Source organism: Saliterribacillus persicus, assembly GCF_003337485.1.
Taxonomy (GTDB): Bacteria; Bacillota; Bacilli; order Bacillales; family Amphibacillaceae; genus Saliterribacillus; species Saliterribacillus persicus.
In genome coordinates this window covers 207,123-231,871 of the sequence record NZ_QPJJ01000005.1, presented here as the reverse complement: position 1 = coordinate 231,871, position 24,749 = coordinate 207,123, and the positions used below count along the sequence as shown (strand labels likewise).

Sequence of the window (24,749 nt, the reverse complement as noted above, 5' to 3'; positions counted from 1 at the left end):
AAGTGTTATTGCATCATCAATATAAAAATATCAATGTTCGGGTTGCATAAATTAGGAGTGAGCGTTTAGCTCACCCCAACATTTGACTTAGAACCGTTTTTGCATAAAGAAAAAATATCTTAAAACCTAGAAAAAGAAATAGCAGGTTTAAAAGATAATAGCAAAATAAATTCTATACCTTACATACACACATAATTTTAAGGGGGATTTACCAATGAAAAAGTTAATTGTTATGATGTTATTAATTCTTTTACTCGTGGCTTGTAATACGAGTGAGAATACGGAAAGTACAGAAGAATCGAGTAAGGAAGAAATGAAAGAAGTTAAACTTGTATTAGATTGGACGCCCAACACCAATCATACTGGGTTATATGTAGCACAGGCTGAAGGCTTTTTTGAAGAAGAAGGACTTGATGTAGAAATTATGTTGCCAGGTGAAGCTGGTTCTGACCAATTAGTAGCGTCTGGTCAAGCAGATTTTGGAATTAGTGCGCAAGAGGCCTTAACAGAAGCGAGAACGCAGGATATACCAATTGTATCGATTGCAGCAATTATCCAGCATAATACATCTGGCTTTGCTGCGCCAAAAGAAAAAGGAATAACATCACCTGCCGATTTTGCAGGAAAGACATATGGTGGCTGGGGTGCACCTATTGAAGAAGCAATGTTAGAAGCTTTAATGAGTGAAGAAAATGCTTCTGTAGATGATGTGAATATTGTCAATATGGGCAACACAGACTTTTTCACTGCAGTAGAACGTGATATCGATTTTGCTTGGATATATTATGGTTGGACAGGCATTGAAGCTGAATTAAAAGGAATAGAGCTAGATATGTTATATCTAACTGATTACGCAGAGGAATTAGATTATTACACACCTCTTATAACCACAAATGAGAAAAAAATCAAAGAAAATCCTGAGCTAATTCGATCCTTTTTAGCTGCTGTTGCAAATGGATATAAGTATGCCATTGAAAATCCAACTGAAGCTGCTGATATTCTAGTAGAAGCAGTACCAGACCTTGATGAGGAATTAGTGCACGCTAGTCAAGAATGGTTAACAGACAGATATGTAGATGATGCGAATTATTGGGGTGAACAAAAAAGCTCTGTATGGGAAAATAATGCAACATGGATGTATGAACAAGGCTTGATAGAAAAAGAATTAGATGTAGAAGCTACGTTTACAAACGAGTATTTACCACAATAAGAATGGGGGAAAAGCATGGCAAACGCATTAGTAAGCATTCAAATAATTCCTAAAACGCCGAGTGGAGAGGATTCTATTCCATTTGTTGATGAAGCAATCGACGTAATTGAAAAGTCAGGTGTAAAATACCAAGTAAATCCACTGGAAACCACGATGGAAGGTGATTTATCCAATTTGTTAAATGTAATTGAAAAAATGAATCAAAGAATGACTGATTTGGGATGTCCAAGTGTGATTTCCCAAGTGAAAATTTATTACAAAAAAGATAACGATGCAAAAATGGACGTCTTGACAGAGAAATACAGATAGATTCTATTTTTTAATGAATATCTTGATAGATTTAGGTAAGGTTGTAGAGTGAAGTTGAGGTGCAAGGACATGTTTTATAACTCAATCAAAAAAATATTCATTCAGGGGTGGCTACCATTTACGGTTATAACAGTAATCATTATAACCTGGCAATTAAGTAGTATGTTTTTTTCGATTCCTAGCTGGTTACTGCCTGCCCCAAGTGTAATTTTAGAAGAAGCGGTGACAGGTTTTGAAGCTTATATTCACCATGTAATCTCGACAATTAATTTAACAGTTATAGGTTTTTTAATCGGAATTAGTGTGGGATTAGTTGTTGCGGTAATGCTCCATCTATTACCAAAGCTACGTGAGGCGTTCTACCCGCTGATGATTTTGTCGCAAAATATCCCAATAATTGTTTTAGCACCGCTTTTAGTTATTTGGTTTGGGTTTGGGATGTTACCAAAAATCATTATTATTGTGTTGGTATGCTTCTTCCCAGTAGCTATTGCAACCTTGGATGGTTTTCGACAAACAAGCCATGAACTGATTCATTACATGCAAATGGCAGGAGCTACAAAAAAACAAATATTTACTAAGTTGGAATTACCTCATGCGTTACCAGCTATTTTTTCAGGGTTAAAGATATCTGCTACGTATAGTGTAATGGGAGCGGTTATTTCCGAATGGTTAGGGGCGAATGAAGGTATTGGGGTATATATGACTTTGGCATCCTCTTCATTTCGAACGGACCGAGTATTTGTAGCAATTTTATTTATTATGGTTCTCTGTTTAGTGTTTTTTTCGATTATTATCACGTTAGAAAAAATGTTGATTAAATGGCAACCAAGAGGAAAAGGGGAAAAAAGATGAGCCACTTAATGGTTGAAAATTTATCAAAAAGCTTTGGAGATCATCTTGTATTAGATCGGTTATCATTATCTGTAAAAGAAGGAGAATTCGTTTCGATACTTGGACCTTCAGGAAGTGGGAAGAGTACAATCTTTCACCTTATCGGGGGATTAGAAATTCCCGATAGCGGAACTTTTTATTTGAATAATGAAAAAATTAATAATAAGCGTGGGATGATAAGTTATATGCCCCAAAGTCCCTCGCTATTCCCTTGGCGAAACATTTTAGATAATGTAGTGCTTGGTGCAGAAATAAAAGAGAAACCAGATTATAAAAAAGCAAAAGAAATGCTGATGCGAGCAGGATTAAAAGGATATGAGAATGCATACCCGCATGAATTATCTGGTGGAATGCGACAACGTGTTGCTTTTGTCAGAAGCTTATTAAGCCCGCAAAGCTTCATTTGTTTAGATGAACCTTTTTCATCTTTAGATGAGTTTACACGATTGGACATGCAGAAATGGTTATTGTCTATTTGGGAACAGGAGAGACAATCCGTTCTATTTGTAACTCACAATATTGAAGAAGCAATCTTCCTATCAGATCGTATTCTCGTGCTATCAACGAATCCAGCAACTGTTCAATCAGAATTTAAGATCCACTTTGAACGTCCACGCGCGGAATCTTTGTTATTAACGCCTGAATTTTTATCTTTAAAAAAGGAAATATATCTAGCATTAAGAGGTGAACTGATGTGATTGATGCGCATATCCACTTAGATTGGTACAGTGAAAGTGATCGAAGGAAGATTTTAGCAGATATCGACAAAAAAGAATTAACAGGCGCTATTTCAGTTGCTAGTAATCTTGCATCCTGTCATCAATTGCTACAATTAAATGAAGAGCATGATAATCTTTATGTAGCACTCGGTTGGCATCCTGAACAAGCACTCTTAAGTGAAGTTGAATTTCAAGCAATTGAAAATCTGATTCGAAAAAACAAAGAAAAAATTGTTGCGATAGGGGAGGTAGGATTACCTTATTATCGTTGGCTCGATAATAAAAGTATTTGCTTACGCTCGTACATATCCGTTTTAGAGCGTTTCATCCAACTAAGCAAAGAGCTAGATCTACCGGTAGTACTACATGCGATATACACTGATGCGCCAATAGTTTGTGATCTTTTAGAAGCGTATGATGTAAAAAAGGCGCATTTTCACTGGTTTAAAGGGGATAACTATACTATTTCCCGTATGATTAAGAACGGCTATATGATATCTATTACACCAGATTGCGTGTATGAAAAGGAAATACAAGATTTGATCAAAACGTATCCTATCGATAAGATGATGATTGAAACAGATGGTCCTTGGAATTTTGATGGACCCTTTAAAAATAAAATGACACACCCTGATATGATGCTCCATTCTATTTCAAAGATCGCTGAAATAAAAAATCTTGATGTGGTAGAAATAGACAAGACGTTAGTAAGAAACACACGGGCTTTTTTTGGGATTTAAATTCATAAATCTCAAAGTGCCAGGAACTGCAGGAAGCTAAATGGTGTTTTGCTGATAGTGAATTAACTAATATTTTTTGAGGGAATTGACAGTATTACAGTACTTAACCGAAGAAATAAACGCTCTACATAGTCTGAATTTAAGTTCTTATATCATACCAAAAAAGACAATCGTTTTTATTATCGATTGTCTTTCTCTTACTCGCAGGCAACTCCGTCTCCATCTCCATCCATATGAGTTCCGTAGCCTGGATCGCCTTTATACAATGGAGTCACATTGGCAGCATGTGCAGCCGTGCAATTTTCAAAATAAATATCATTTTCATCCGATTTGCTATCATTTTGAATCGTTGTTTGTTGTTCTTCTCTGGTGACACGATTAAATCCATCTTCTGTTACATAATTTTCTATCCCCCATATTCCTTTTTCTGAATTCTTAGCCTTCTTTTCAGCTTGACGCATACTGAATTCATGAGTATATGGAGGATCATATACGTAAGCAAATCTTGCAAGCCCTTCTTCTAGTAACATTTCATTGAAATTTTCACCATCAACCCATAAGTAAACTAAAATACGATCATATTTATCTCTTTTTGGTCCATCGTATTCTATCTCAACTGTTTTCCCAGCTAATTTATCTATTGCAAAATTGGTAGCTTTTTCGCCTAAAGGCTGAACAGGATATTCTGGATGCTTCGTCTCAGGTGTATCAACTAATAACAATCTTGCAGTTTCTTCTTGTCCATCTACCTCTAGTTTTATAGTATCGCCATCCACTACACGAGTTACTATGGCGGAGATAGTATTCTTATCAGTATTTTCAGCATTATTTTGTTCTGGAATTGATAATTCCTTATCCGTATACTCTTCCTGATTTTTCTGGGTATTTGTTTCCTCATTTATAATAGTATCTTGTATTCCACATCCAACAAGAAAGATCAAGAAAAGATAGAAGATAGTGCTTTTCATAAAGTAGCCTCCGATGTCATTTCAAATGTAAAAACTTATTCTACTACAATATCTAAAAAGTTTCATCTATTAATTCTAACTTTTTAAATATCAATAAAATAGGCATCAAAACAGAATTTTGATGCCTAAGCTAGTTTTATTTGTTTCGAAATAAGGATTTTGAAAGTGGTGATAGTGTCAGACTTTGCAAAAACAAAGACAGCAATACTACTACGAATGCTACCGAAATGATCCAACTAATTTCTTCATTTCCATTTTCTTTAACCTGAAGAGAAAGAATAAGAAATATAGACATGGACCCTTTTAGTCCTGCCCAGGTTAATATACCGGATTCTTTCCAGCTACTTTTAGCTGATGCATGGGAAAAGGTATGCATGGTTCCTAAAATAATAGCAAATCGAATGATAATAGTAAAAGCGAAAATAAGAAATGCAAATAACCATCCATTAAAGAATAAGTAATCTTTTGCTTCGATTCCTATTAATAAAAATAATAAGCCTAAAATACTTAATTCAATAATGCCCCAGAATCCATCTAATGAATCTCTGAAATGATCCTCTTTAATAGCTCTACCATGTTCAAACGACAACATTAATCCAACAGAAACAGTAGCTAAAACACCAGAAACGTGAAAATGCTCTGCTAACATAAAAGACCCATATGCAACTATGACACTGAGCATTACTTGATATTCTCTATTGTGAGAATAGTGCACAATTTTACTTGTAATAAATCCTAATAAAATGCCGACTAAAATTCCTCCAAGGGAGACATAGAAAAACTCACCAAAAAATGATAAAACTGAAAATGTTTCTTGGTTTGTTAACATACCAGCAAGAACAGAGAAAATTACAATACTTGTGCCGTCATTTAACATTGACTCTCCCTCAACAATATGTGCTTGCTTTTCATTACCGCTCGATTTTTTCATAATCGAAACAACACTAACTGGATCGGTTGGTGTCAGCATGCTTGCTAATACGAGAGCAGCTAGAAAAGATATTGGAGTAAATAGAAAACTCGATAGATAGACGAATCCACCTAAGATGGCCACTGTCGTAATTAATCCTATTGTTGCTAAAAAAATAATGGTTTTAGCATTTTTTCTAAAAGCAGCTATAGGAAATTGGTAAGCAGAAATAAATAGTAATGGTGGCAACATATATTCGTAAATCATTTTGTCACTGACATTTATTTGATCAAAGATTGGAAGAAAAGCAAGCCCAACACCTATTCCAACTAAAATAGTAGGGACTGGGAAATTCTCTTGTTTTTTATCAATAGAAAAAACGATATAACCAATCAGTAGTAACCAAATCAATTGTGATATCCCCATATGAAAACCTCCTGGGCTTTAAAGTTCTATCTTATTTTATACCCTCTTACGAACAACTAACACTTCAAATTACTATAAATTTTTTAAATACTATAATAATCCAGTCATACTATGTACTAGGTAATTATAAGTCAATCCAGTAAAAAGATAAGAGTTTAAATGACTAATATTGAATCAAATCTTAATGAAGCTAATTAATTTTTTCCGATAATATTATCTTGATTATTGAGTATCTCCTTAACACTTGTGTAGTAATAAGTTAATGATTTAGAAAAATGGATTTTTATTTCATTTTCAAAACTATTTCCTAGGAAATAAATGTAATTTTCAATAACCGATTTTACAAATTTTTTGAAGATTTATTGTAAAATTATGTTAAAATAGTAGAGTGTTAATATTTTTTAAAAACACATGCAAACTCAATACTCATCATGACCACTAATCTTTGACGACGGAATATAGTCTATATGGAAAAGAGGAGAAATAATTTGAAGGGACTAGCTTGGTTTTTAATGCTTTTTTATTTACTTGTAACTGTATTTTGGATAGCAAATTCATCATATTTATTTTCGATCTTAGGCGTAAGTATATGGTTAATTTCGATAATCTTAGGGTTTATCATTTATAAGCAAATAAAAGAAGAAGTTATTATGAAGAAACTTATGTTGTATTCCAGTTCCTTTATGGTGTTTTTGCTTATTTTAACAGGCATTATCGAATTAATAGTAACTTCTATGCCATAACAGATATTCAAATAACGGAGAAGTGAAACAGGCCTAGAGAAATTCTCTAAGCCTTTTTCGTGTAAATTATGTTGTTTGAATGATATCAAATTTATAGTGAATTGACTCGATAATTCCTTTTTTACCTTTAAAGGAAACCGTTAAATATTATCACCGTTTTATAAAATTATATATTTAAAATACTTTTCCTAGTGCTGTAGCTTTCTCCATTGCTTTTTCTACAATTTCTTCTGCCTGTTCAGGGTGATGATTCATACCTTCAACAAACAACTGTTCACAATCTTCAATGCCTAAAAAATTCAACATCATTTTAACATATTGACTTGCAGGATCTTTTCCACCGTATACGCCACCATTTGCTTGTATGTGAAGTGCTTTTTTACCTTCAATCATGCCAACAGAACCATGATCTGTATATTGAAATGTTTTGCCAGCTACAGTTATGGCATCAAACCATGCTTTTAACTTGGTTGGGATGCTGAGATTCCATAAAGGATTGGTTATAACAATTTTGTCGTGATCTAGAAAACTATCAGTAAAAGAATCAAATACAGTCACTTTTCTTTGTTGTTGTTCGGATAGTGTATAAAAACGCCCACCGTTTTGTAAGATTGACCATGCTTCTAATAGGTCCTTATCTATTTCAGGTAAATATTGATTATAAACATTAATATCTTCGATTACGTGAGTAGGATTAGATAATCGATAAGACGTTAGAAAGGCATCTGTTACTTGCATGGAACGAGATTTTCGACCAGTTAAGGGATGGGCACGTACTACTAATAATTTCGTCATTTTAAAGTACCTCCTGAATAAAATGTGATTATATTCACAAACTTATTATACAATATAGATTACTTTATATCAATAAGTTTATTGTCAATTCTTTGTGACAACGATAAAGCAAACATCTATTACTTTAGATTGTCATTCTAATTTTTGTCCATGCTATAATGAAAGAACATTAATTTTGGGGGATTTTACGATGAGTTTTGAATTTGGAATTTTTACATTAACAGAAAGAATACCTAATTTATCGACTAAAACTATACCTAGTTATAAAGAAAGAATCGATGAAATTGTTGAGATGGGTGTATATGCTGAAGAATTAGGATTAGATATATTTGGTGTTGGGGAGCACCATCGATTAGATTATGCAGTATCTTCTCCTCAAATGGTTCTCGCTGCCATTGCACAAGCGACGAAAAATATTCGTTTAACTGCTATGACTACCGTATTAAATACAACGGATCCTGTTCGTGCCTTCGAGGATTTCGCTACCTTAGATTTACTATCGAATGGACGAGCAGAATTCACGGCTGGAAGAGGTGCGTTTGTTGAATCATTTCCGTTATTTGGATATGATGAGAGAGATTATGATAGTCTTTTTGAGGAGCATTTAGAGCTTTTTTTAGCCTTAACTAAAAATGAGAAAATCACATGGGATGGAAAGTACAGATCTAGTTTAGTAGATGCGGAGATTTCTCCAAGACCTATTCAAGAAACGTTACCAACGTGGGTTGGAGTAGGTGGAACGATTGAAAGTGCAATTCGTGCGGGTAATTACGGATGTCATCTTGCTGTAGCGTTAATTAGTGGAGTCACAATAAGGTATCAAGCATTAATAAGTGCTTTTAAAGATGCTAGGAACTCATCTGACCAACGTATTTCCCTTAATGGACATACCTTTATTAGAGAAACCAAAACGGAGATTGAGCAATTATTTTATCCCCATTATGCAAATTATTGGAAATTCCTATCCAGTATTAATGGGGGAGGACAAATGAATGTTTCACGAACCGATATGAAGTTTATTACAAGTCCTGAATCGTCTCTATTTGTCGGGACTCCAGACCAAATTGTTGAAAAAATTCTTTATCAGCACGAATTATTTGGCCATGACCGTTTTGTTGCACAAGTAGATATTGGTGGACAATCAAAAGAAAATATTTTTCAAACCATGGAGCTATTAGCAACAGAAGTAGCCCCCAAAGTGAAAGAAAAACTTAAAAAATAATGCTAGGTTCTTAGATGTAACTAACAGTAATAAAAGGAGAGGGTAGAAATGGAAACAAATTTTCAAATCTTTTGCAGGGAATTTAACGAAGCATTTGTGAAAGGTAATGCTTCCTTTATTTTAGAAAGTGTAACAGATGATGTAAGTTGGCAGATGGTTGGTACTGGTACGATTAGTGGAAAAGAAGCATTGAAAGAAACTTTAGGAAATATGGATGACACAAACCATTTTAATCTTGTGATCAATCATATCATTACACACGGAAAAGAAGCTGCCGTAAATGGAACGATAGAAGTAGAAGCCAGCTCAGGAGAGCATAAAAATTATAGCTTTTGTGATATTTACAAAGTGAATAAACACAAAAACGGAAAAATTAAAGAGATTATAAGCTACGTAATAGAATTGTAGATGTTATGAGGAGGGCACAATGAAATCTTTAGCCTATTTTGGAGTAGCTCAAGCAATGGCTTGTGTCTTTCCTTTAGTTATATTTCTTTCCTTAGCATTAACTAAAATAATAGAAATTCCATATATACCTCGATATGATCTTATTTTAATTATTTGTGTCATTACACAGATTGTTATGCTACTAACGAAGATGGAAACTTGGGATGAGCTAAAAGTAATTGCTGTATTCCACTTGATTGGTCTTATGCTTGAAATATATAAAGTACACATGGGGTCATGGAGTTATCCAGAGGAAGGTTTTATGAAAATTTTAGGTGTACCATTGTATAGTGGCTTTATGTATGCAAGTGTTGCTAGTTATATGTGTCAGGCCTGGCGCAGACTTTCATTAACCTTGACAAACTGGCCACCGACGTGGGCTGTTTTGTTCCTTAGTTTAGCAATCTACTTTAATTTTTTCACACATCATTACATATACGATATTAGATGGGTTTTAAAGGTACTCACCGTGCTGATTTTTGTGCGCACGTTTGTTTATTTCACTGTAAATGCTAAAACTTTCAGAATGCCTTTAGCCATTTCGTTTGCTTTAATCGGATTTTTCATTTGGATCGCTGAGAATATTGTAACTTATTTTGGTGGGTGGCAATATCCCAATCAAGAAACAGAGTGGCAACTTGTGCATTTCAGTAAGATTAGTTCATGGTTACTTTTAGTTATTGTAAGCTTTTTGATTGTGGCCATGTTAAAACATGTGAAACAAAAACGTATTGTCCACTAACTAAAATCGATCACTCTAATTTTCTAGAGTGATCGACATTAGCATGTCACGCCACATCTCAATGGATGCGTAACGCCATTAAACAAGAGGGTAGTTGACTATCGTTTAGTGAATTTACTACGGAGAACTAGATTCGTCTGATAGACTTCATTCAAATAACCAGTAAAACCGTTTAATCTAGCAGTATCCTTTTTCCCTAAATAAAAAGGAACAAGTATTAGCGTTATACCTGCTAGAAAAAGAATGGAAAAGAAGCCGAATAGTATGTCCATCTCCACTACCTCCTTTGTTTAAATAAGTATATATGATGAAACGCGTTTCAGAGCAAATGAAATTAAGAAAAAGGATGAAAAAATATGCCGACAATACGAGATATTGCTAAAAAAGCGGGGGTATCGGTGACGACTGTTTCTCGTGTGCTTAATAATCATCCGTATGTTTCGAAAGAGAAGCGATTAGTTGTAGAAGAGGTAATAGAGCAATTAAATTATCAACAGAATATAAATGCTGTTAATCTTAGTAAGGGCTCTACACAATTAATTGGTGTCGTTATTCCTTTTACCAATCATTCTTATTTTGCTTTATTGATGGAAGGTATAGCTAAGGCTGCAGTGGCTGCTAATTATAAATTGGTACTTATTCAGACCAATTATGAAAAAGAACGTGAAATAGAGGCTTTAGAGATGCTCCGTTATAAGCAAATTGATGGACTCATTATTTGTTCTCGAATAGCTGAATGGGATATAATCGAATGTTATGTGAAATATGGGCCAATCGTAGTTGGAGAGGATGCAAGTAGTAAAAAATTTGTGTCTTCTGTTTATGTTGATCATTACAAGGGCTTTATGCAAGCTCTCGATTTTTTATACGAAAAAGGACACAGTAAAATCGGATACTGTATTGGGAGACAAAGAGGAGCAAATAGTGAGACAAGAGCTCGAGCTTATGCGGATTTCCTTGCTTTAAAAGAACTAGAAAAAGATGATCGTTTGGTTTTCTTTGATAATTTTCAATTAGAAGATGGAGCTAAAATTGTTAATCAATTGCTAAGATTGAAAAACAAACCTACTGCTCTTTTAGTTACGAGTGATACGGTGGCGGCAGGGATTGTAACATCAGCGAGGGAGAAGGGCTTTCAAATTCCAGAGGAGCTAGCAATTATTGGATTTGATAATCAAGCTATCGCAAAAATGTTACATATAACTACGTTAGAAATTCCATTAGTAGAAATGGGAAAGAAGCTTTTTGAGCTTGTAAAAGTTAATGGTGAAAATAGCCATAAAGAAATGAAACTAAAACTGATAATACGAAACACAGTTTGAAAAGGATGCATTAAAGCTCCTTTTCTTTTTTAGGTAAATATACTCACTTTTATTATTTTTGTGGTAATATAGTATAATAAATAAATTTTGAAAAATGAGGATATTACATGATAAAGCAAACTACATATAACTCTTTATATCAAAGCTTACATCATTTAAGTTTTGATTTCTTAGAAGAAATAAAGCCATTTGAAAATGATCGAATATTTTCTGAAACCGAAATTGATGTAGTAGATGAGATAGAGAAACTATCGGAAGAAATAAATGGGTTAGATATTAATACTATCCCCTTTGATAAATGGGATTATATCGTAATATTTAGTACAGCAATGCTTGAAATAACCCAAGACTTCTTAATAAGTGATCATCATAACAAGCAGAGTATTTCACACAAAGATTCAGATTTTAGTAAATGGCTAAATAGTATTCACGATGGAAAAGATCCAGTTACAGGAAAAAGATTGGAAAAAGATCAATTAAATCGAAAAATTCATGATTTTCTCACAAAAAATCATAAAGGTTCTCCACTTGATTATCAAGGTTATAAATTTGGAGGTGGGAGTCACAGAGGAAGAACATTCTCTCATGATCTCCTTTTTATATTACTAGCCATATACTCCATTAGTACGGGGAAATTTATCGATGGTTATTATGATGACGGTAAATTCATAAAAGTGATTTCAGATGTAAACCAAAATGGAACACCTTATCAATCGATGGGGTTGGGTGAAGCAACACTTGAATACTTCTTACATATGATTGCAGATTTTTTTTCAGCTAAAAGTTTACCAATTCCCGGCTTTAGTGTCCTTACACATTTTCCTAATCGAGATATTCGTAAATTTGCCAATGAACTATATCAAGACGGACTAAATATGAGAAACCTCGCTATGCAAGGAGTTCCTGTTGCCACTGCTGAGATTATACTGTGGATTTATACTAGCTTAAGACATAGAGATAGTTCCTATTCAAAAGAAATGATTAAGCATAAAAAGGAACAGATGCTGCTTATTTCACATGGCATTGCGACTGCTGTAAATATAGGAAAAGTAATCATAACTAAAAGACCTACGTCTTTAAACCTTGTGATGATTATACGAACTGTACACCTTGTATATAAAGTCTTGAAAAAAGAAATAGAGCTGAATGCTCGCACACATAAAATAATGACTTTAACTACTTTAAAATCACAATTTGAATCGATGGAAACGTTATTGTTATTAGAAAAGTCGATGTATTATACCAAAGAAATTGGACGATTAATTGAATGGAATAGAAAAGAATTCGATAGTAAGAATAAAGAAAGAGTCAGCAATTTAGAAGCAGAATTTGAATCGATAACTGACATGATGAATGAATTTAAAAAGCTGAATAATGAGGGGAAAGTCCAATGACAACAGAGATAAGTCTTTTAACAAAAGAAGAAATAGAAAAAAACCCGTCCATGATTGCAGAAAGTATTGCTGAGCTTGCTCTTGCGATAAAAGAAAATAAACATGATTTAAGTGAAATTGAGAATAGAAAATTTTTTCAGCGCTTAGTAACTAATAATACAAGAGATCTTGCACATGTGATGATTAAACAAAATGATACCATTTCTACTTTTTTAACCATTGTTCAAGGAGTTGTTTTTCTATCGATGAACAATATCGTAATACTTGGTGGAATAATGGAATCGCTAAAAAAACATGAGTCTACAAATGATTTTAGAGATAATCAATATATGACAATGGCGAAAGATTTTTTAGGTGAAGCGATTAAGTCTGCACAAAGAACAACAGAGAATGAACAACAAATAGTAGAATTGAAGGATTCTTTTATTCAATATTATAAAAATCAAACAAACCACCAAAAACTTTTAACAGAAATAAAAAAGGAATTAAAAAATAGTAAGTTATCTGAAACACAGCAAAATGATATCTTGCGTACGTTAAAAGAAAGGCAAGTAAAACAAGATTACATTGATAAAAAACAGAATGATATATTATCCGATCTTAAAGAAGAATTAAGCCTGCAAGCCATGGAAGATAAACGCCAAACAGAAATTATTCATTTTGTAAAAGAAGAGATGTTGAAGCAATCTCAAGAAGATAATCGTCAAGAAGCATCAATTCGAGCAATTGAAAAACAACTACATGAAAAAAGAGTGAAATTATTATTACAAGAACAGGAAGATAAAAGGCAAGAAAAATTAATTGACGCCATGTTTGAGGAAATAAAAGAAATGTATTTAGAATTAGAAAAATTGAAAAAGGAAATTGCAATTAAGTCCGACAAGATTGGTGAAAATGAGCAAAAGTTAAAGGTGCAGAATGAGCAAATAATAAAGAAATCATCTATTTTAGAGGAATTTAAACGAGATGCTTTCTCAAAGAACACTGCTCTGCAGCAACAATTGAATGAAAATACAAAAAAGCAAAAACGATATGTGATTGGGGCATATGCCATGAGCAGTCTGGCTTTAATTTTATCTTTTTTTCAATTTATATAAAAGAACCTTTAATTAATATACAAAAAAACCAACGCCCAAGAGACGTTGGTTTTTAATTTTTTATTCTTCTATAACAAACTCTAAGCCACCATGGATTTTTACATCTTTACCAATTAATACGCCACCTGTTTCAAGTGGAGCATTCCATGTTAAACCATATTTTTCACGGTTTATTTTACCTTCGATATCAACTCCAGCAACCATATGTCCTGCCATTGGATCTTTCGCTTTACCATTATATTCTACTTTAAGTGTCTCTTCGTTTGTTACACCTTTAATAGTAAGGTCACCAGTTAATTCGTAATCTTCTTCGCTGATTTTTTTAACAGATTTACTTACAAAAGTAATATTTGGATAACTTTCTACATCAAAGAAATCACCAGATTTTAAGTGTCCATTTCGATCTTCATTATTTGTTTCTATAGAAGCAACATCTACCGTTACGGTTACTTGTGCATTTTCTAAATTGTCAAAATCACCCTTGAAGTCTACATCGAATTCTTGGAATTCGCCTTTTGCCTTAGATACCATCATATGTTTCACTTGAAAATTTAAACCACTGTGTACTTTGTCTAATTTTACTGTTGTCATAATTAAAACCTCCGAAAAAATTATTTAGTTACTTTATGTAAGTAAGTATACAAATAAAATTTAATTACGTCAAGTATCTAACTTATTTTATTTGTAAAGAATTTTTGTTATAATAGTAGAAAGAGGTGAAAAGAATGATTGAAAAGAATATATGCCCACGATTTGAATCTGCATTAAATTTATTAAATAAACGTTGGACTGGATTAATTATTTTTCAGTTATTAGAAGGTCCTCAACGATTCTCTACATTAGAAGCTTCTATTGGAATAAGTGGCAGAGTGCTCTCTGAACGATTAAAAGATTTAGAAAAACAAGAAATAGTAAAAAGAAAAGTCTATGATGAAATTCCAGTTCGAATTGAATACACGTTAACAGAAAAAGGTAAAGCACTTGAACCGGTTCTAAATAGCATCCAGCACTGGGCTGAAGACTGGGTAGAACCACCAAATAAAGTTATAAATTAAGTTAGTTGGGATTTTCCCTTTCATAAAAAAATTAAACAAACAATAATTGCGGCAGGGAAAACCCTGTCGCTATTTCTAATTTTATTTTTCATTCTTTGAAGCAAGAAAGTTGTCGAATCATCCATTTTTCTTATAGTATAAAGTTTATAAGTGCATTTGAAAGCGCTTGTTTATAAAAGATAATAATTATGGTAATTGGATGGTGCAGCTATGAAAAAGCGAATATTTGAAAGGATATATTATGGTTGGGTTATTGTAATTATTGCTGGAATAGGAGTGTTTTTTTTAGGTCCTGGTCAAACTTATTCTAATTCCATGTTTGTTGAGATTTTTGATAGTTATACACCAGTTCTTTTATTTTCACTAATCTTTCCATTTATCGGATTTTTGGCATCAATCTTAGCTAATAAACCAGTAAAAAGCGATTATGTAAAACCTGATTTCTAAATATTTTACTGACTATTTTTTGATGTCGTTTTTTGCTATAGTGTAGAAGAGAGGATGTGAGTGAACATGTACTATAATAAAATTAGAATACCGTTATTGACAGCTTTATTTATTATGATGATTCTAGATTTGACAGGTGTAATCCATGTACCTGCATTTGTTATTTTTGCAATAGCTATTGCCCTAATTGGATATAATATTTATATAAGAAAAAATAGACAGTCTGGAACTCAAAATAAAAATAATTAAATGAACGTAAGACAAGCCAACTATTTATCCATATTATAAATAGTTGGCTTTTTGATTGGACACGATAAAAGATATAAAACATTACATAAGTGTCTTTACACATGTAAAATCAAATGTATAATGAATATAGTGATAAATCAAACAAGAGGTGATTATGTTGAATGAAAGAGAGAAAAAATGGGGAATAATCATTGCCATTATCATATTTTTAGGTTACTTACTTCCTTATACATTATTGCGTGAGGTAACTGCATGGTATGGAAGCTTTCTCTTATGGGCAATACTCGGAATTATTATTATTTGGGCAAATATAAAGTTAACCCAAGGATGGGGTGAAGAAGAATGAGTACAACACTAGTCTGGGGAACGATAACTGTTTATGTACTAATAGCATTAGTGATAGCAGTCTTATCAAGAAATGGTAAACAAAATAGTATGACTGGTTACTTTTTAGGGGATAGAAAATTAAATGGATTTGTGTCCGCTTTAAGCTATAGCGCAACAACTTATAGTGCTTTCATGTTAGTTGGACTAGCTGGTTTAACTTACAATGGTGGTGTAGGGGCATTTGGTTTTGAAATTATATATTTTATGGGTGTTTCATTAGTTGCAATATTTGGACCAAGATTTTGGCTGGTTGGTAAAAAATATGGTTACGTTACACCGTCAGAAATGTTAGGTGATCGTTATAAAAATAAATGGGTTGCAGTAGCTATAGCAGTTTCAAGCTGTATCTTTTTAATCCCATACAGTGCAGTTCAATTAACTGGTATTGGTTATCTCTTACAAGGTGTGACAAATGATGCCATTCCTTTTACCACAGGCGTTGTGCTTGCAACTGTATTAGCTTTAGTATTTTCCTATATTGCAGGTATTCGTTCAGTTGCTTGGACAGATTCTCTGCAATCGTTATTGATGATTATTACGTCAACGATCGTCGTTATTCTTATCATTAACGGACTTGGAGGACTTAGTGGATTTTTCAATTCTCTAGAAACAAATAATCCTTCTTCCTTAGCTGTACCTGGAAATGGTTTCTTTAATTTTTGGACTTTCCTTGGTTTAACAATACCTTGGTTTTTCTTTAGTATTTCTAATCCTCAGGTTAGTCAACGTCTCTTCATGCCCGCATCATTAAAAAGCTTGAGACATATGTTATTAGGATTCTTAATTTTTGGATTTATCTATACATTTGTATCTGTTATTTGGGGTTTTTCAGCATCTATCATGTTTCCAAATTTAGAAAATGCAGATTTAGCTACACCAATGCTGTTATCATCTGACTTAGTACCTCCAGTATTAGGTGTACTGGTAATGGTCGGAATTATGGCAGCTGCCATTTCAACTATTGATTCTATCCTTTTAACATTATCATCATTATTTTCAAGAGACGTTTACCAAAACGTTAAAAAAGGTGCTACAGATAAAAAACAATTATTGGTTGGGAAATTAGTAATACCTGTAATTGCAATTTTAGCGTATTTATTTGCCCAGCTTCAGTTGGATTTAATTGCAGTTTTATCTGTGTCTTCCTCTGCAGGGCTGATTGTATCTGTTCCAGCGATTATTGGTGCATTTTTCTGGAAAAAAGGTAGTGCAGTAGGCGTGCTTTCAAGTGTTATTATAAGTAGCTTACTTGTTATCACACTTGAGTTATTCAGCTTGAAACCATTAAATTTAGCTTCTGGTATTTGGGGTCTTGGTGTTTCAACGATTCTATATGTAGGAATTAGTCTTGTAACAAAAGCGCCTACTGAAAAAGCAAATGAATTTATTGGGTATATTAAACAAGAAATGAAGAAAAAGAAAAGGATAGATGTTAAATCTAAAATTTCTTGAAATACTAAGACGCAGTCTATTTCAAAGTAGGCTGTGTCTTTTTTTTGCACTATAGGAAAGTATAAAACTTATCGGACAAATGTATAAGTGAAACGAAGGCTTTCAACATAAAGATTTGGTGATAAACCAAGTTTCACTAATGAGAGCAAAAAAATATCATCTGAAATAAAGCAGTACAACTTAAAAATAATAAGAGGTTTGTGAAAAGATAATAGCGCTTGTAAAATATTAACCAGTTTAGTAAATTATTCTTATACATTTCATGCTAGGGGGACCATATTTTATGGGGAAAGAAATAACTAAGAAATCTTTCTATAAGCATTGGTGGCTTTGGTTAATTGTACTTATCTTGATTGGGGCAGGTGCTGTTGCTATTGGTGGAGAAGATGTTATTAACGGTGGAAAAACTGAAGAAGAATCTGCTGATAAAGAGAGTACTTCAGAAAATGATCAAGTAAAAGAAAACACACATGAATCTACAAAAGAAAAATCGGAAATGCCTGGTATAGGAGAATCAGTAAAAGTAGGTGATGTTGTTTATACAATCAATGGTAAGTCAATTGAAGGTACCATTGGTGAAGTTGTCAGTGTAGATGCGAAAGATGTTTATCTAGTTCTAGGTTTAACAGTAAAAAATGAAAAAAATGAACCAATTCTCGTAGACTCCACTTTTTTTAAATTAATATCTGGAAATACTGAATATGAAGCGGATGCGGAAGCTGTTATTTACGCAAATGGAAGCAGTACTCTATTCTTAGAAGACCTCAATCCTGGCATAGAAAGTAAAGGAAAAATAGTTTTTGATCTACCTGAAAACATCGCTAATTCGCAGGATTTAATGGTACAAGTTCAAACTGATTTCCAAGGATCGGAAACAGGGAAAATTCGCTTAACGGAATAAAGCACAGTCTAATTTAAAGGATTCTGTGTCTTTTTATTAACTAGAAAATTAAAAAACACTTCCATTAATCCATTATCCGCTTTTTCCATTTATATTCGATAAACATCGTGTTGTGTTGATTTAGTTAGACAATCATTATTAGATTGGTATAAGGGTTATAGTAAGATCCAAGAGGCTTTTGTGCTTTTGTGTTATAAGTTTAGAAATTTTCTGATAACAAATAACTTAATAGGTTTGATATTTGCTATAATAGAACTCATTAGAGGAGTGATTACATATGAGTGAAAAAGGTTTTTATGGTGAATTTGGTGGAAGCTATGTTCCGGAGGATTTACAGCATGTTTTGGAAATATTAGCAGAGGAATTTGAAAAAGCAAAAAAGGATCCTAGTTTCATAAAAGAATTTAATGATTGCTTAAAAGATTTCGTTGGTCGTGAAAATCCACTTACGTTTGCAGATAATCTAACTAAAAAATATGGTGGAGCTAAAATATATCTAAAAAGAGAAGATTTAAACCATACTGGTGCGCATAAGATTAATAATGCAATCGGTCAAATACTATTAGCAAAAAGAATGGGAGCGCATCGAGTCATTGCAGAAACTGGAGCTGGTCAACATGGCGTTGCAACCGCTACTGCTTGCGCAATGTTTGGCATGGAGTGCATTATTTACATGGGAAAACATGATATGCAGCGACAAGCACTTAATGTGTTTCGGATGGAATTATTAGGAGCGAAGGTTGTTAGTGTAGATGCTGGACAAGGCCGATTAAAGGATGCCGTTGACGCTGCTTTAGGTGATTTAGTAGAAAACTATCAATCGACTTTCTATTTATTAGGATCTGCAGTTGGCCCTCATCCTTTCCCTACTATGGTGAAATTCTTCCAATCAGTAATTAGTGAAGAATCCAAACGTCAAATTCTAGATAAAGAAGGGAAGCTACCTACCGCTGTCATTGCTGTAACTGGTGGAGGAAGTAATGCAATTGGAGCTTTCGCAAATTACATACAGGAACCAGATGTACGTTTAATTGGTGTAGAACCTGCTGAAGCACCATCTTTAACCGAAGGGATACCTGCAATTATTCATGGATTTAAATGCTTAACGCTACTAGACGAAGAAGGGAACCCAAAGCCAACCTACTCTATTGCAGCAGGACTTGATTATCCTGGTATTGGTCCAGAACACAGTTATTTAAAAGGAACTGGACGAGCAGAATATGTAACAGTATCTGGTGAAGAGGCTTTAGAGTCTTTTAAAGAATTATCAAAGATTGAGGGTATTATACCTGCCTTGGAGAGTGCGCACGCCATTTTTTATGCTACCAAACTAGCTAGCGAACTTAAAAAAGATGATATCATTATTGTGAATTTATCAGGACGTGGAGATAAAGATGTACAGCAGGTCTATGAAATGGAAAAGTAAAAAAATAAATTTAATCTTCTATGAAAAATTTAACTAACTTAGAAAAACGCAAAAAAGCAGTGATGTGCATTTGCGTTTTTTTATCGAGATGAAGATACGACATGCTTCAAAATGTATGCTATTTTTACAGAAGGAGTCTTATAATGAATCAAATAGGAAAGGTTATAGTTTCTCTTGTATTAACAGGTGCAATGATATTTATTAGTTTCACAATGATTATAGGTGCAGCTTTTACGGGGTTAGGAGAATATCCTATCATGTTCATCTTCGTAGTAGCACTCACCACTATTATCATCACTAATTGTGCCATATTTATGAAGGGCACGAAAAAGAATTTAAAAAAATTTACGCTTTTTTTCTACAGTGTAGCAACAGTCATATTAATTAGTTATGTTTCCTATCAGGTCTATCAGGATAAATTAGAGATTGTTTCCAATCAAGATGTAGATCTAGAAAGCTATCAACCCGCTAGTGACAATGATAAACTCGTCTCTTTAGATTCAGAACCAACTATTTCCATTACAGAAAATTTACCAGTTCTAGTTGGTGCAACAGCTTTGTATCCATTGTATGCAGCATTTGTAAAAGCAGTATATCCTGAAGGTGATTATAACCTAGAAGACGATGAGAATATTGTGTTAGCAAGCCAAACGGGAAATGCCTATCAGAATCTTTTTCGTGGTGAAGTTGATATTATCTTCACAGCAGGACCTTCAGAGCGACAAGAAAAGCAAGCGGAGAATAGAAATGTATCACTTGATTTAACACCCATAGGTAAAGAAGCATTTGTCTTCTTTGTCCACGCTGATAATCCTGTAACTGAATTGACAGTTAAAGAGGTTCAAGCGATATATTCTGGGGAGATTACAAACTGGAACCAAGTAGGAGGAAAGGATGAAGAAATTCGAGCTTTTCAGAGACCAGCTGATAGTGGTAGTCAAACGATGCTAGAAAAAGTGATGGATGGTAAACGATTAATGGAGCCGCCGACAGATGAAATTGTATCTGGAATGGGTGGAATTATTCGTGAAACAGCTAACTATAAAAATAAAACAGATGCAATTGGTTTTACCTTTCGCTATTTTGCAAGTGAGATGGTTGATAAGGGAAAGATCAAATTTGTACAAATCGATGGAATTGATCCTAACAAAGAAAACATTAACAATGACACCTATCCATTTACTGCAGAGTTTTATGCTATTACTAGAACTGATTATGATAATAATAATATCCCACTTTTAATTGACTGGATAACTAGTGAACAAGGACAACAAATCATAGAAAAAACGGGTTATGTCCCCTTAAAACAATAAATATGAGGTGAGTTAAAATGGCATCAATTAAATACGACATTATTAAGCATGTGGCGGTATTGTCAGAATCTCCTAAAGGCTGGAGAAAAGAACTAAATTTAGTAAGCTGGAATGAACGAGAACCAAAATACGATATCCGTGACTGGGCTCCTGAATACGAAAAGATGGGCAAAGGAGTAACACTTTCAGAAGAAGAATTTCAAGCGTTGGAAAAGATAATAAAAAACAAATAATAAAAATAAAAATTCTAGTTGAATTTCCTATGAAATCAACTAGAATTTTTTTGTTTTATGAATATTTTTCTAAAAACTTTGTCAGAAAATCTTACAAAACAAATGACGGAATAATCGGTAAAATAGTAGTATAACTTATAACAAGTGATGTTAAAAAAACTAACATAAAGGGGATTGGAAAGAATGACAACAGTTGTAGCAGAAAAAGGATTGGATCAAAAAACACTATTAGAGGGAATCAATGAACAAATTAAAACAAAAAATGTGGAATTATTACACTTACAGTTCGTTGATATTGAAGGGACACTGAAGCAAGTAACTGTAACAGTAGAGCAATTAGATGAAGTAGTCAAAGGCGAAACCATGTTTGACGGTTCTTCCGTCACAGGTTTTACTCCAATAAATCAATCAGACTTATATCTATTACCTGATTTATCTACTTTTCTAGTATTACCTTGGACAGAAGAAAAGGGCTATTCTGAAGCAAGATTTTTATGTAGTGTAACAAATCCTGATCATACCTTATTTGAAGGAGATCCAAGAAATGTATTAAAAAAAACAGTTGATAAAGCAACAGAAAAAGGTTATTCGATCAATGTAGGTCCAGAGCTAGAATTTTTTCTATTTAAAACAGACGAAAATGGGAAACCAACAAAAGAAGTGCACGACCAAGGTGGGTATTTCGAGCCCGCTCCAGATGATTTAGGTGAAAGAGTTCGACTTGAAATCTATCGAACTTTAAAGAAAATGGGCTTTACCATTGAAGCATCGCACCATGAGGTGGCAGAAGGACAGCATGAAATTAATTTTAAATTTGATGATGCTTTAACCACTGCAGATAATGCAACAACTTTTAAATGGGTCGTAAAAACAGTAGCGAAGCAATTTGGTTTACATGCAACCTTTATGCCAAAGCCTGTATTTGGAGCAAACGGGAACGGCATGCACGTGAATATGTCATTATTTAATGAAGTAGAAGGAAAAAATGCTTTTTATGATGAATCTGACAGCCGTCAGTTATCTAAAACTGCATATCAATTTATTGCGGGACTTTTAAAACACGTAAAATCATTTGCTGCTTTTACAAATCCGCTAGTAAATTCATATAAGCGACTAGTACCTGGATATGAAGCACCTTGCTATATCGCTTGGTCATCTTCAAACCGTTCTGCTTTAGTTAGAATTCCGGCAAATAGAGGTTTAGCTACACGTGTAGAGATTCGTTGTCCAGATCCATCTGCAAATCCATATTATGCATTTGCAGCAATAGCAGCAGCTGGTTTAGATGGTGTGACCTCTAATCTAGAAGTACCTGAAGAAACTACAGATGACATTTTCAGTATGAGTGAAGAAGTGCGCGAGGAACGTCAAATCGATAATTTACCTACTACATTAGGGGAATCTATCGAGGCTATGAATGATGGTGAAATCGGTCGTAAAGTATTAGGTGAATTTGCTTTTCAGGAATATCTATCCTTTAAAAAAGCAGAATGGGATAGCTACCGAATTGCTGTAACAGAGTGGGAATTAGATCAATATAAAACTAAATTTTAAACCAAACTTAATTTTCTAAATGATTGTAGCCTGCGTTCTGCTAAGAGCACAGGCTATTTTCTAAGTTAGCTTTACTGGATAATGAAGAAATAATAAATAGTAAAACATCTGTGATTGATTAAATTAAGCAAGCGGGTATAGGGTTTAAATCAAAAAAATATAAATCTTAATGAGAAATTATCCACGATGCCTCAAAAATTTGGTAAAATTGAGGGGGAAGTAGATAAAATATCTCAGATGATTTTTCAAAAACAAGAACAAAGCTTTCAAAAAATATGTGATAAAATTGAACATATTTATGAACAAATGAAATCAAGTGATGAAGCAATTGTACATATTTCAGAACATATTATTTCGATGAGGAATCATAGCTTAACGTTATCTAATACTGTAAAAGCATTTAAAACAACTTAGAAATTCTTGTTTTACAGACTGAAAGGAAGCGGTAATTTTGGATCCATTAGATGTTATGCTAGAACTAAAAAAAGTAAAACCGTACTTTCAAGCTATATTTTCAGCAGATAGTCATGAAGTGATAGGTTATGAAGTTTTAGGGCGAATAGAAATCGATAACAAAGTGAAAAGCTTAGGTGGGTTCTTTCATGACCCAACCGTTCCTGATGAGTTTAAAATTGAGGTAGATCAACATATTCAAGGCTTGGCATTAGAAAAATTTATTGAGAATGGCCAAGATTCCTTATTGTTTTTAAATATTCAAGCAAACTATTTGAGTAACAATATCGATAATAATTTCATAGATAAATTTTTAAATTACCAGGAAAAGGGTTTAGATCTTACAAATGTTGTATTAGAAATAACAGAACATGATTTTTCAGGAGATCTTAGTAGTTTATCTAATACATTAAAATACTTAAAAACAATGGGAATTAAAATAGCGATAGATGATTTGGGAACGGGTGCAAGCAATTTAGACAGAATAAGTTTATTAGAACCAGACATTCTAAAGGTGGATTTATTAGCGCTACAAAATGAAACAATGTCTACTGCTTATCATGGTGTAATTTATTCTTTATCGTTACTAGCAAGAAAGCTAGGAGCAGAACTTTTATTTGAGGGAGTCGAAACTGCTTATCAATTTCATTATGCTTGGAGAAAAAATGGTCGTTATTATCAAGGGTTTTTCTTATCTGAACCAATCGCATCCTTTATAAATAAGAATATTTTAAAAGAAAAATTCAGAAAAGACATTCATCAATTTATCTCAATTGAAAGAGAAAATTTAACTAAGCAATACGCTTTATCCCAAGAATTAAGTGAGCGATTAAAAAAAGTCTTAGATAAATATAAAAAAACGAAGGACCTAGATGATCGTCTTGTAGAGATAGCTAAAGAATTAAACGATGTTTGCTTTCGGATTTATTTAACTGATTTTGAAGGATTTCAAACAACTTCAAACATCATCCGTATGGATAAAGAATGGACAGTTGATCAAACAGTTAGAGGTAAGAATTGGAGTTGGCGTCCTTACTTTATTCAAAATTTAATTCGAATGCAGGATGAGAAAAATGGTATTCTTTCAGATGTATACAACGATATTGAAACCGGAGAAATGATACGTACATTCTCATACCCTGTATCAGATGGTTTATTTTTATTTATGGATATTCCCCATATATACTTGGATGACCATCAATATTTATTATGGTAATGAGATTATGTTAATAAAACAATAATATAACTGAACTATGGTAGATATTCCAGCTATAGCTCGGTTATTTAGTTTTAATCAAAAATGCAGAAAAAACTCTTGCGGAAAGTTAGTAATTTTCACGC

29 protein-coding genes are annotated in these 24,749 nt (G+C 33.3%); 24 read left to right on the top strand and 5 right to left on the bottom strand.

Annotated features, from left to right (window positions below):
- The first annotated feature begins 214 nt into the window (after positions 1 to 214).
- The 5 genes from DFR57_RS07880 (at position 215) to DFR57_RS07860 (ending at position 3,872) form a co-directional block, all read left to right on the top strand.
- Positions 215 to 1,210 (top strand): ABC transporter substrate-binding protein, encoded by a 996-nt coding sequence (locus DFR57_RS07880; protein WP_114352588.1) that lies wholly within the window; start codon positions 215 to 217, stop codon positions 1,208 to 1,210.
- A 15-nt stretch (positions 1,211 to 1,225) separates the two neighbouring features.
- Complete coding sequence (locus DFR57_RS07875) at positions 1,226 to 1,519, top strand: thiamine-binding protein (RefSeq protein ID WP_114352587.1); 294 nt, start codon at positions 1,226 to 1,228, stop codon at positions 1,517 to 1,519.
- Positions 1,520 to 1,588: 69 nt separating this feature from the next.
- Positions 1,589 to 2,374, top strand: coding sequence for an ABC transporter permease (locus tag DFR57_RS07870; RefSeq protein WP_114352586.1), 786 nt, complete (start codon positions 1,589 to 1,591; stop codon positions 2,372 to 2,374).
- A complete protein-coding gene (locus DFR57_RS07865) occupies positions 2,371 to 3,111 on the top strand; it encodes an ABC transporter ATP-binding protein (protein ID WP_114352585.1) in 741 nt (246 codons plus the stop codon). Before DFR57_RS07870 ends, DFR57_RS07865 begins: the two co-directional genes overlap by 4 nt.
- A complete protein-coding gene (locus DFR57_RS07860; RefSeq protein WP_114352584.1) occupies positions 3,108 to 3,872 on the top strand; it encodes a TatD family hydrolase in 765 nt (254 codons plus the stop codon). The genes DFR57_RS07865 and DFR57_RS07860 overlap by 4 nt, the downstream gene beginning before the upstream one ends.
- A 197-nt stretch (positions 3,873 to 4,069) precedes the next feature.
- Here DFR57_RS07860 and DFR57_RS07855 read toward each other — a convergent pair whose 3' ends face one another.
- Positions 4,070 to 4,840 (bottom strand): thermonuclease family protein, encoded by a 771-nt coding sequence (locus DFR57_RS07855; protein WP_114352583.1) that lies wholly within the window; start codon positions 4,838 to 4,840, stop codon positions 4,070 to 4,072.
- 136 nt (positions 4,841 to 4,976) lie between these two features.
- On the bottom strand, positions 4,977 to 6,176 hold the full coding sequence (locus tag DFR57_RS07850; RefSeq protein ID WP_114352582.1) for a cation:proton antiporter: 1,200 nt from the start codon (positions 6,174 to 6,176) through the stop codon (positions 4,977 to 4,979).
- Between the two features lie 488 nt (positions 6,177 to 6,664).
- Between DFR57_RS07850 and DFR57_RS07845 the strand changes: the two genes are divergently transcribed.
- Entirely contained in the window at positions 6,665 to 6,919 is a 255-nt protein-coding gene (locus tag DFR57_RS07845) for a hypothetical protein (protein ID WP_114352581.1), read from the top strand.
- 174 nt (positions 6,920 to 7,093) lie between these two features.
- On the opposite strand, the gene DFR57_RS07840 is transcribed toward DFR57_RS07845, so the two are convergent.
- Positions 7,094 to 7,714 carry an NAD(P)H-dependent oxidoreductase gene (locus DFR57_RS07840; RefSeq protein WP_114352580.1) on the bottom strand — a complete coding sequence of 207 codons (621 nt, stop codon included), beginning with the start codon at positions 7,712 to 7,714 and terminating at the stop codon, positions 7,094 to 7,096.
- A 190-nt stretch (positions 7,715 to 7,904) separates the two neighbouring features.
- On the opposite strand from DFR57_RS07840, the gene DFR57_RS07835 reads away from it, so the two are divergent.
- Genes DFR57_RS07835 through DFR57_RS07825 form a run of 3 tightly spaced genes read left to right on the top strand, consistent with a single transcriptional unit; the run spans position 7,905 to position 10,125 of the window.
- Entirely contained in the window at positions 7,905 to 8,936 is a 1,032-nt protein-coding gene (locus DFR57_RS07835; protein WP_114352579.1) for an LLM class flavin-dependent oxidoreductase, read from the top strand.
- 48 nt (positions 8,937 to 8,984) lie between these two features.
- Positions 8,985 to 9,344, top strand: coding sequence for a nuclear transport factor 2 family protein (locus tag DFR57_RS07830; RefSeq protein ID WP_114352578.1), 360 nt, complete (start codon positions 8,985 to 8,987; stop codon positions 9,342 to 9,344).
- 19 nt (positions 9,345 to 9,363) lie between these two features.
- Positions 9,364 to 10,125 carry a DUF817 domain-containing protein gene (locus DFR57_RS07825; RefSeq protein ID WP_114352577.1) on the top strand — a complete coding sequence of 254 codons (762 nt, stop codon included), beginning with the start codon at positions 9,364 to 9,366 and terminating at the stop codon, positions 10,123 to 10,125.
- 98 nt (positions 10,126 to 10,223) lie between these two features.
- Here the strand turns inward: DFR57_RS07825 and DFR57_RS18240 are convergent, their stop codons facing one another.
- Entirely contained in the window at positions 10,224 to 10,397 is a 174-nt protein-coding gene (locus DFR57_RS18240; protein WP_170132939.1) for a hypothetical protein, read from the bottom strand.
- A gap of 84 nt (positions 10,398 to 10,481) precedes the next feature.
- Between DFR57_RS18240 and DFR57_RS07820 the strand changes: the two genes are divergently transcribed.
- From DFR57_RS07820 to DFR57_RS07810, 3 genes are all read left to right on the top strand, one after another.
- The gene (locus tag DFR57_RS07820) at positions 10,482 to 11,447 is read left to right on the top strand and encodes a LacI family DNA-binding transcriptional regulator (protein WP_114352576.1); all 966 of its coding nucleotides are present in this window, start codon (positions 10,482 to 10,484) and stop codon (positions 11,445 to 11,447) included.
- Between the two features lie 107 nt (positions 11,448 to 11,554).
- Positions 11,555 to 12,841: a hypothetical protein gene (locus tag DFR57_RS07815; RefSeq protein ID WP_114352575.1), complete on the top strand. Its 1,287-nt coding sequence runs from the start codon at positions 11,555 to 11,557 to the stop codon at positions 12,839 to 12,841.
- A complete protein-coding gene (locus DFR57_RS07810) occupies positions 12,838 to 13,938 on the top strand; it encodes a hypothetical protein (RefSeq protein WP_114352574.1) in 1,101 nt (366 codons plus the stop codon). The genes DFR57_RS07815 and DFR57_RS07810 overlap by 4 nt, the downstream gene beginning before the upstream one ends.
- Positions 13,939 to 13,998: 60 nt before the next feature.
- On the opposite strand, the gene DFR57_RS07805 is transcribed toward DFR57_RS07810, so the two are convergent.
- Positions 13,999 to 14,529, bottom strand: coding sequence for a YceI family protein (locus DFR57_RS07805; protein ID WP_114352573.1), 531 nt, complete (start codon positions 14,527 to 14,529; stop codon positions 13,999 to 14,001).
- A gap of 134 nt (positions 14,530 to 14,663) precedes the next feature.
- Here DFR57_RS07805 and DFR57_RS07800 point away from each other — a divergent pair, with 134 nt between their 5' ends.
- From DFR57_RS07800 to DFR57_RS07745, 12 genes are all read left to right on the top strand, one after another.
- Positions 14,664 to 14,993: a winged helix-turn-helix transcriptional regulator gene (locus DFR57_RS07800; RefSeq protein WP_114352572.1), complete on the top strand. Its 330-nt coding sequence runs from the start codon at positions 14,664 to 14,666 to the stop codon at positions 14,991 to 14,993.
- 210 nt (positions 14,994 to 15,203) lie between these two features.
- Positions 15,204 to 15,440, top strand: coding sequence for a hypothetical protein (locus tag DFR57_RS07795; protein ID WP_114352571.1), 237 nt, complete (start codon positions 15,204 to 15,206; stop codon positions 15,438 to 15,440).
- 60 nt (positions 15,441 to 15,500) lie between these two features.
- Complete coding sequence (locus DFR57_RS07790; RefSeq protein ID WP_147269774.1) at positions 15,501 to 15,689, top strand: hypothetical protein; 189 nt, start codon at positions 15,501 to 15,503, stop codon at positions 15,687 to 15,689.
- A gap of 154 nt (positions 15,690 to 15,843) precedes the next feature.
- Entirely contained in the window at positions 15,844 to 16,035 is a 192-nt protein-coding gene (locus DFR57_RS07785; RefSeq protein WP_245937418.1) for a hypothetical protein, read from the top strand.
- Positions 16,032 to 17,528, top strand: a complete 1,497-nt coding sequence (locus DFR57_RS07780; protein WP_114352569.1) for a sodium:solute symporter family protein — start codon at positions 16,032 to 16,034, stop codon at positions 17,526 to 17,528. The genes DFR57_RS07785 and DFR57_RS07780 overlap by 4 nt, the downstream gene beginning before the upstream one ends.
- 283 nt (positions 17,529 to 17,811) lie before the next feature.
- Positions 17,812 to 18,429: a DUF4352 domain-containing protein gene (locus DFR57_RS07775; protein ID WP_170132938.1), complete on the top strand. Its 618-nt coding sequence runs from the start codon at positions 17,812 to 17,814 to the stop codon at positions 18,427 to 18,429.
- 277 nt (positions 18,430 to 18,706) lie between these two features.
- Positions 18,707 to 19,855, top strand: coding sequence for a tryptophan synthase subunit beta (trpB, locus tag DFR57_RS07770; RefSeq protein WP_114352567.1), 1,149 nt, complete (start codon positions 18,707 to 18,709; stop codon positions 19,853 to 19,855).
- A gap of 143 nt (positions 19,856 to 19,998) precedes the next feature.
- Positions 19,999 to 21,168 (top strand): PstS family phosphate ABC transporter substrate-binding protein, encoded by a 1,170-nt coding sequence (locus DFR57_RS07765; RefSeq protein WP_170132937.1) that lies wholly within the window; start codon positions 19,999 to 20,001, stop codon positions 21,166 to 21,168.
- 17 nt (positions 21,169 to 21,185) lie between these two features.
- Positions 21,186 to 21,401 (top strand): YdbC family protein, encoded by a 216-nt coding sequence (locus DFR57_RS07760; RefSeq protein ID WP_114352565.1) that lies wholly within the window; start codon positions 21,186 to 21,188, stop codon positions 21,399 to 21,401.
- Between the two features lie 183 nt (positions 21,402 to 21,584).
- Positions 21,585 to 22,955 (top strand): type I glutamate--ammonia ligase, encoded by a 1,371-nt coding sequence (glnA, locus tag DFR57_RS07755; RefSeq protein ID WP_114352564.1) that lies wholly within the window; start codon positions 21,585 to 21,587, stop codon positions 22,953 to 22,955.
- Positions 22,956 to 23,141: 186 nt separating this feature from the next.
- A complete protein-coding gene (locus tag DFR57_RS07750; RefSeq protein ID WP_114352563.1) occupies positions 23,142 to 23,369 on the top strand; it encodes a hypothetical protein in 228 nt (75 codons plus the stop codon).
- A gap of 37 nt (positions 23,370 to 23,406) precedes the next feature.
- On the top strand, positions 23,407 to 24,624 hold the full coding sequence (locus DFR57_RS07745) for an EAL domain-containing protein (RefSeq protein ID WP_114352562.1): 1,218 nt from the start codon (positions 23,407 to 23,409) through the stop codon (positions 24,622 to 24,624).
- Positions 24,625 to 24,749 lie beyond the last annotated feature (125 nt).

What these genes read in the sequence shown, in the direction of transcription:
- DFR57_RS07775 (WP_170132938.1), top strand. Translation starts at nt 17,812, where the DNA reads ATGGGGAAAGAAATAACTAAGAAATCTTTCTATAAGCATTGGTGGCTT.
- DFR57_RS07785 (WP_245937418.1), top strand. Translation starts at nt 15,844, where the DNA reads ATGTTGAATGAAAGAGAGAAAAAATGGGGAATAATCATTGCCATTATC.
- glnA (WP_114352564.1), top strand. Translation starts at nt 21,585, where the DNA reads ATGACAACAGTTGTAGCAGAAAAAGGATTGGATCAAAAAACACTATTA.
- DFR57_RS07875 (WP_114352587.1), top strand. Translation starts at nt 1,226, where the DNA reads ATGGCAAACGCATTAGTAAGCATTCAAATAATTCCTAAAACGCCGAGT.
- DFR57_RS07880 (WP_114352588.1), top strand. Translation starts at nt 215, where the DNA reads ATGAAAAAGTTAATTGTTATGATGTTATTAATTCTTTTACTCGTGGCT.
- DFR57_RS07805 (WP_114352573.1), bottom strand. Translation starts at nt 14,529, where the DNA reads ATGACAACAGTAAAATTAGACAAAGTACACAGTGGTTTAAATTTTCAA.
- DFR57_RS07850 (WP_114352582.1), bottom strand. Translation starts at nt 6,176, where the DNA reads ATGGGGATATCACAATTGATTTGGTTACTACTGATTGGTTATATCGTT.
- DFR57_RS07810 (WP_114352574.1), top strand. Translation starts at nt 12,838, where the DNA reads ATGACAACAGAGATAAGTCTTTTAACAAAAGAAGAAATAGAAAAAAAC.
- DFR57_RS07820 (WP_114352576.1), top strand. Translation starts at nt 10,482, where the DNA reads ATGCCGACAATACGAGATATTGCTAAAAAAGCGGGGGTATCGGTGACG.
- DFR57_RS07815 (WP_114352575.1), top strand. Translation starts at nt 11,555, where the DNA reads ATGATAAAGCAAACTACATATAACTCTTTATATCAAAGCTTACATCAT.
- DFR57_RS07780 (WP_114352569.1), top strand. Translation starts at nt 16,032, where the DNA reads ATGAGTACAACACTAGTCTGGGGAACGATAACTGTTTATGTACTAATA.
- DFR57_RS07865 (WP_114352585.1), top strand. Translation starts at nt 2,371, where the DNA reads ATGAGCCACTTAATGGTTGAAAATTTATCAAAAAGCTTTGGAGATCAT.
- DFR57_RS07825 (WP_114352577.1), top strand. Translation starts at nt 9,364, where the DNA reads ATGAAATCTTTAGCCTATTTTGGAGTAGCTCAAGCAATGGCTTGTGTC.
- DFR57_RS07760 (WP_114352565.1), top strand. Translation starts at nt 21,186, where the DNA reads ATGGCATCAATTAAATACGACATTATTAAGCATGTGGCGGTATTGTCA.
- DFR57_RS07795 (WP_114352571.1), top strand. Translation starts at nt 15,204, where the DNA reads ATGAAAAAGCGAATATTTGAAAGGATATATTATGGTTGGGTTATTGTA.
- DFR57_RS07750 (WP_114352563.1), top strand. Translation starts at nt 23,142, where the DNA reads ATGCCTCAAAAATTTGGTAAAATTGAGGGGGAAGTAGATAAAATATCT.
- DFR57_RS07870 (WP_114352586.1), top strand. Translation starts at nt 1,589, where the DNA reads ATGTTTTATAACTCAATCAAAAAAATATTCATTCAGGGGTGGCTACCA.
- DFR57_RS07855 (WP_114352583.1), bottom strand. Translation starts at nt 4,840, where the DNA reads ATGAAAAGCACTATCTTCTATCTTTTCTTGATCTTTCTTGTTGGATGT.
- DFR57_RS07765 (WP_170132937.1), top strand. Translation starts at nt 19,999, where the DNA reads ATGAATCAAATAGGAAAGGTTATAGTTTCTCTTGTATTAACAGGTGCA.
- trpB (WP_114352567.1), top strand. Translation starts at nt 18,707, where the DNA reads ATGAGTGAAAAAGGTTTTTATGGTGAATTTGGTGGAAGCTATGTTCCG.
- DFR57_RS07830 (WP_114352578.1), top strand. Translation starts at nt 8,985, where the DNA reads ATGGAAACAAATTTTCAAATCTTTTGCAGGGAATTTAACGAAGCATTT.
- DFR57_RS07840 (WP_114352580.1), bottom strand. Translation starts at nt 7,714, where the DNA reads ATGACGAAATTATTAGTAGTACGTGCCCATCCCTTAACTGGTCGAAAA.
- DFR57_RS18240 (WP_170132939.1), bottom strand. Translation starts at nt 10,397, where the DNA reads ATGGACATACTATTCGGCTTCTTTTCCATTCTTTTTCTAGCAGGTATA.
- DFR57_RS07835 (WP_114352579.1), top strand. Translation starts at nt 7,905, where the DNA reads ATGAGTTTTGAATTTGGAATTTTTACATTAACAGAAAGAATACCTAAT.
- DFR57_RS07800 (WP_114352572.1), top strand. Translation starts at nt 14,664, where the DNA reads ATGATTGAAAAGAATATATGCCCACGATTTGAATCTGCATTAAATTTA.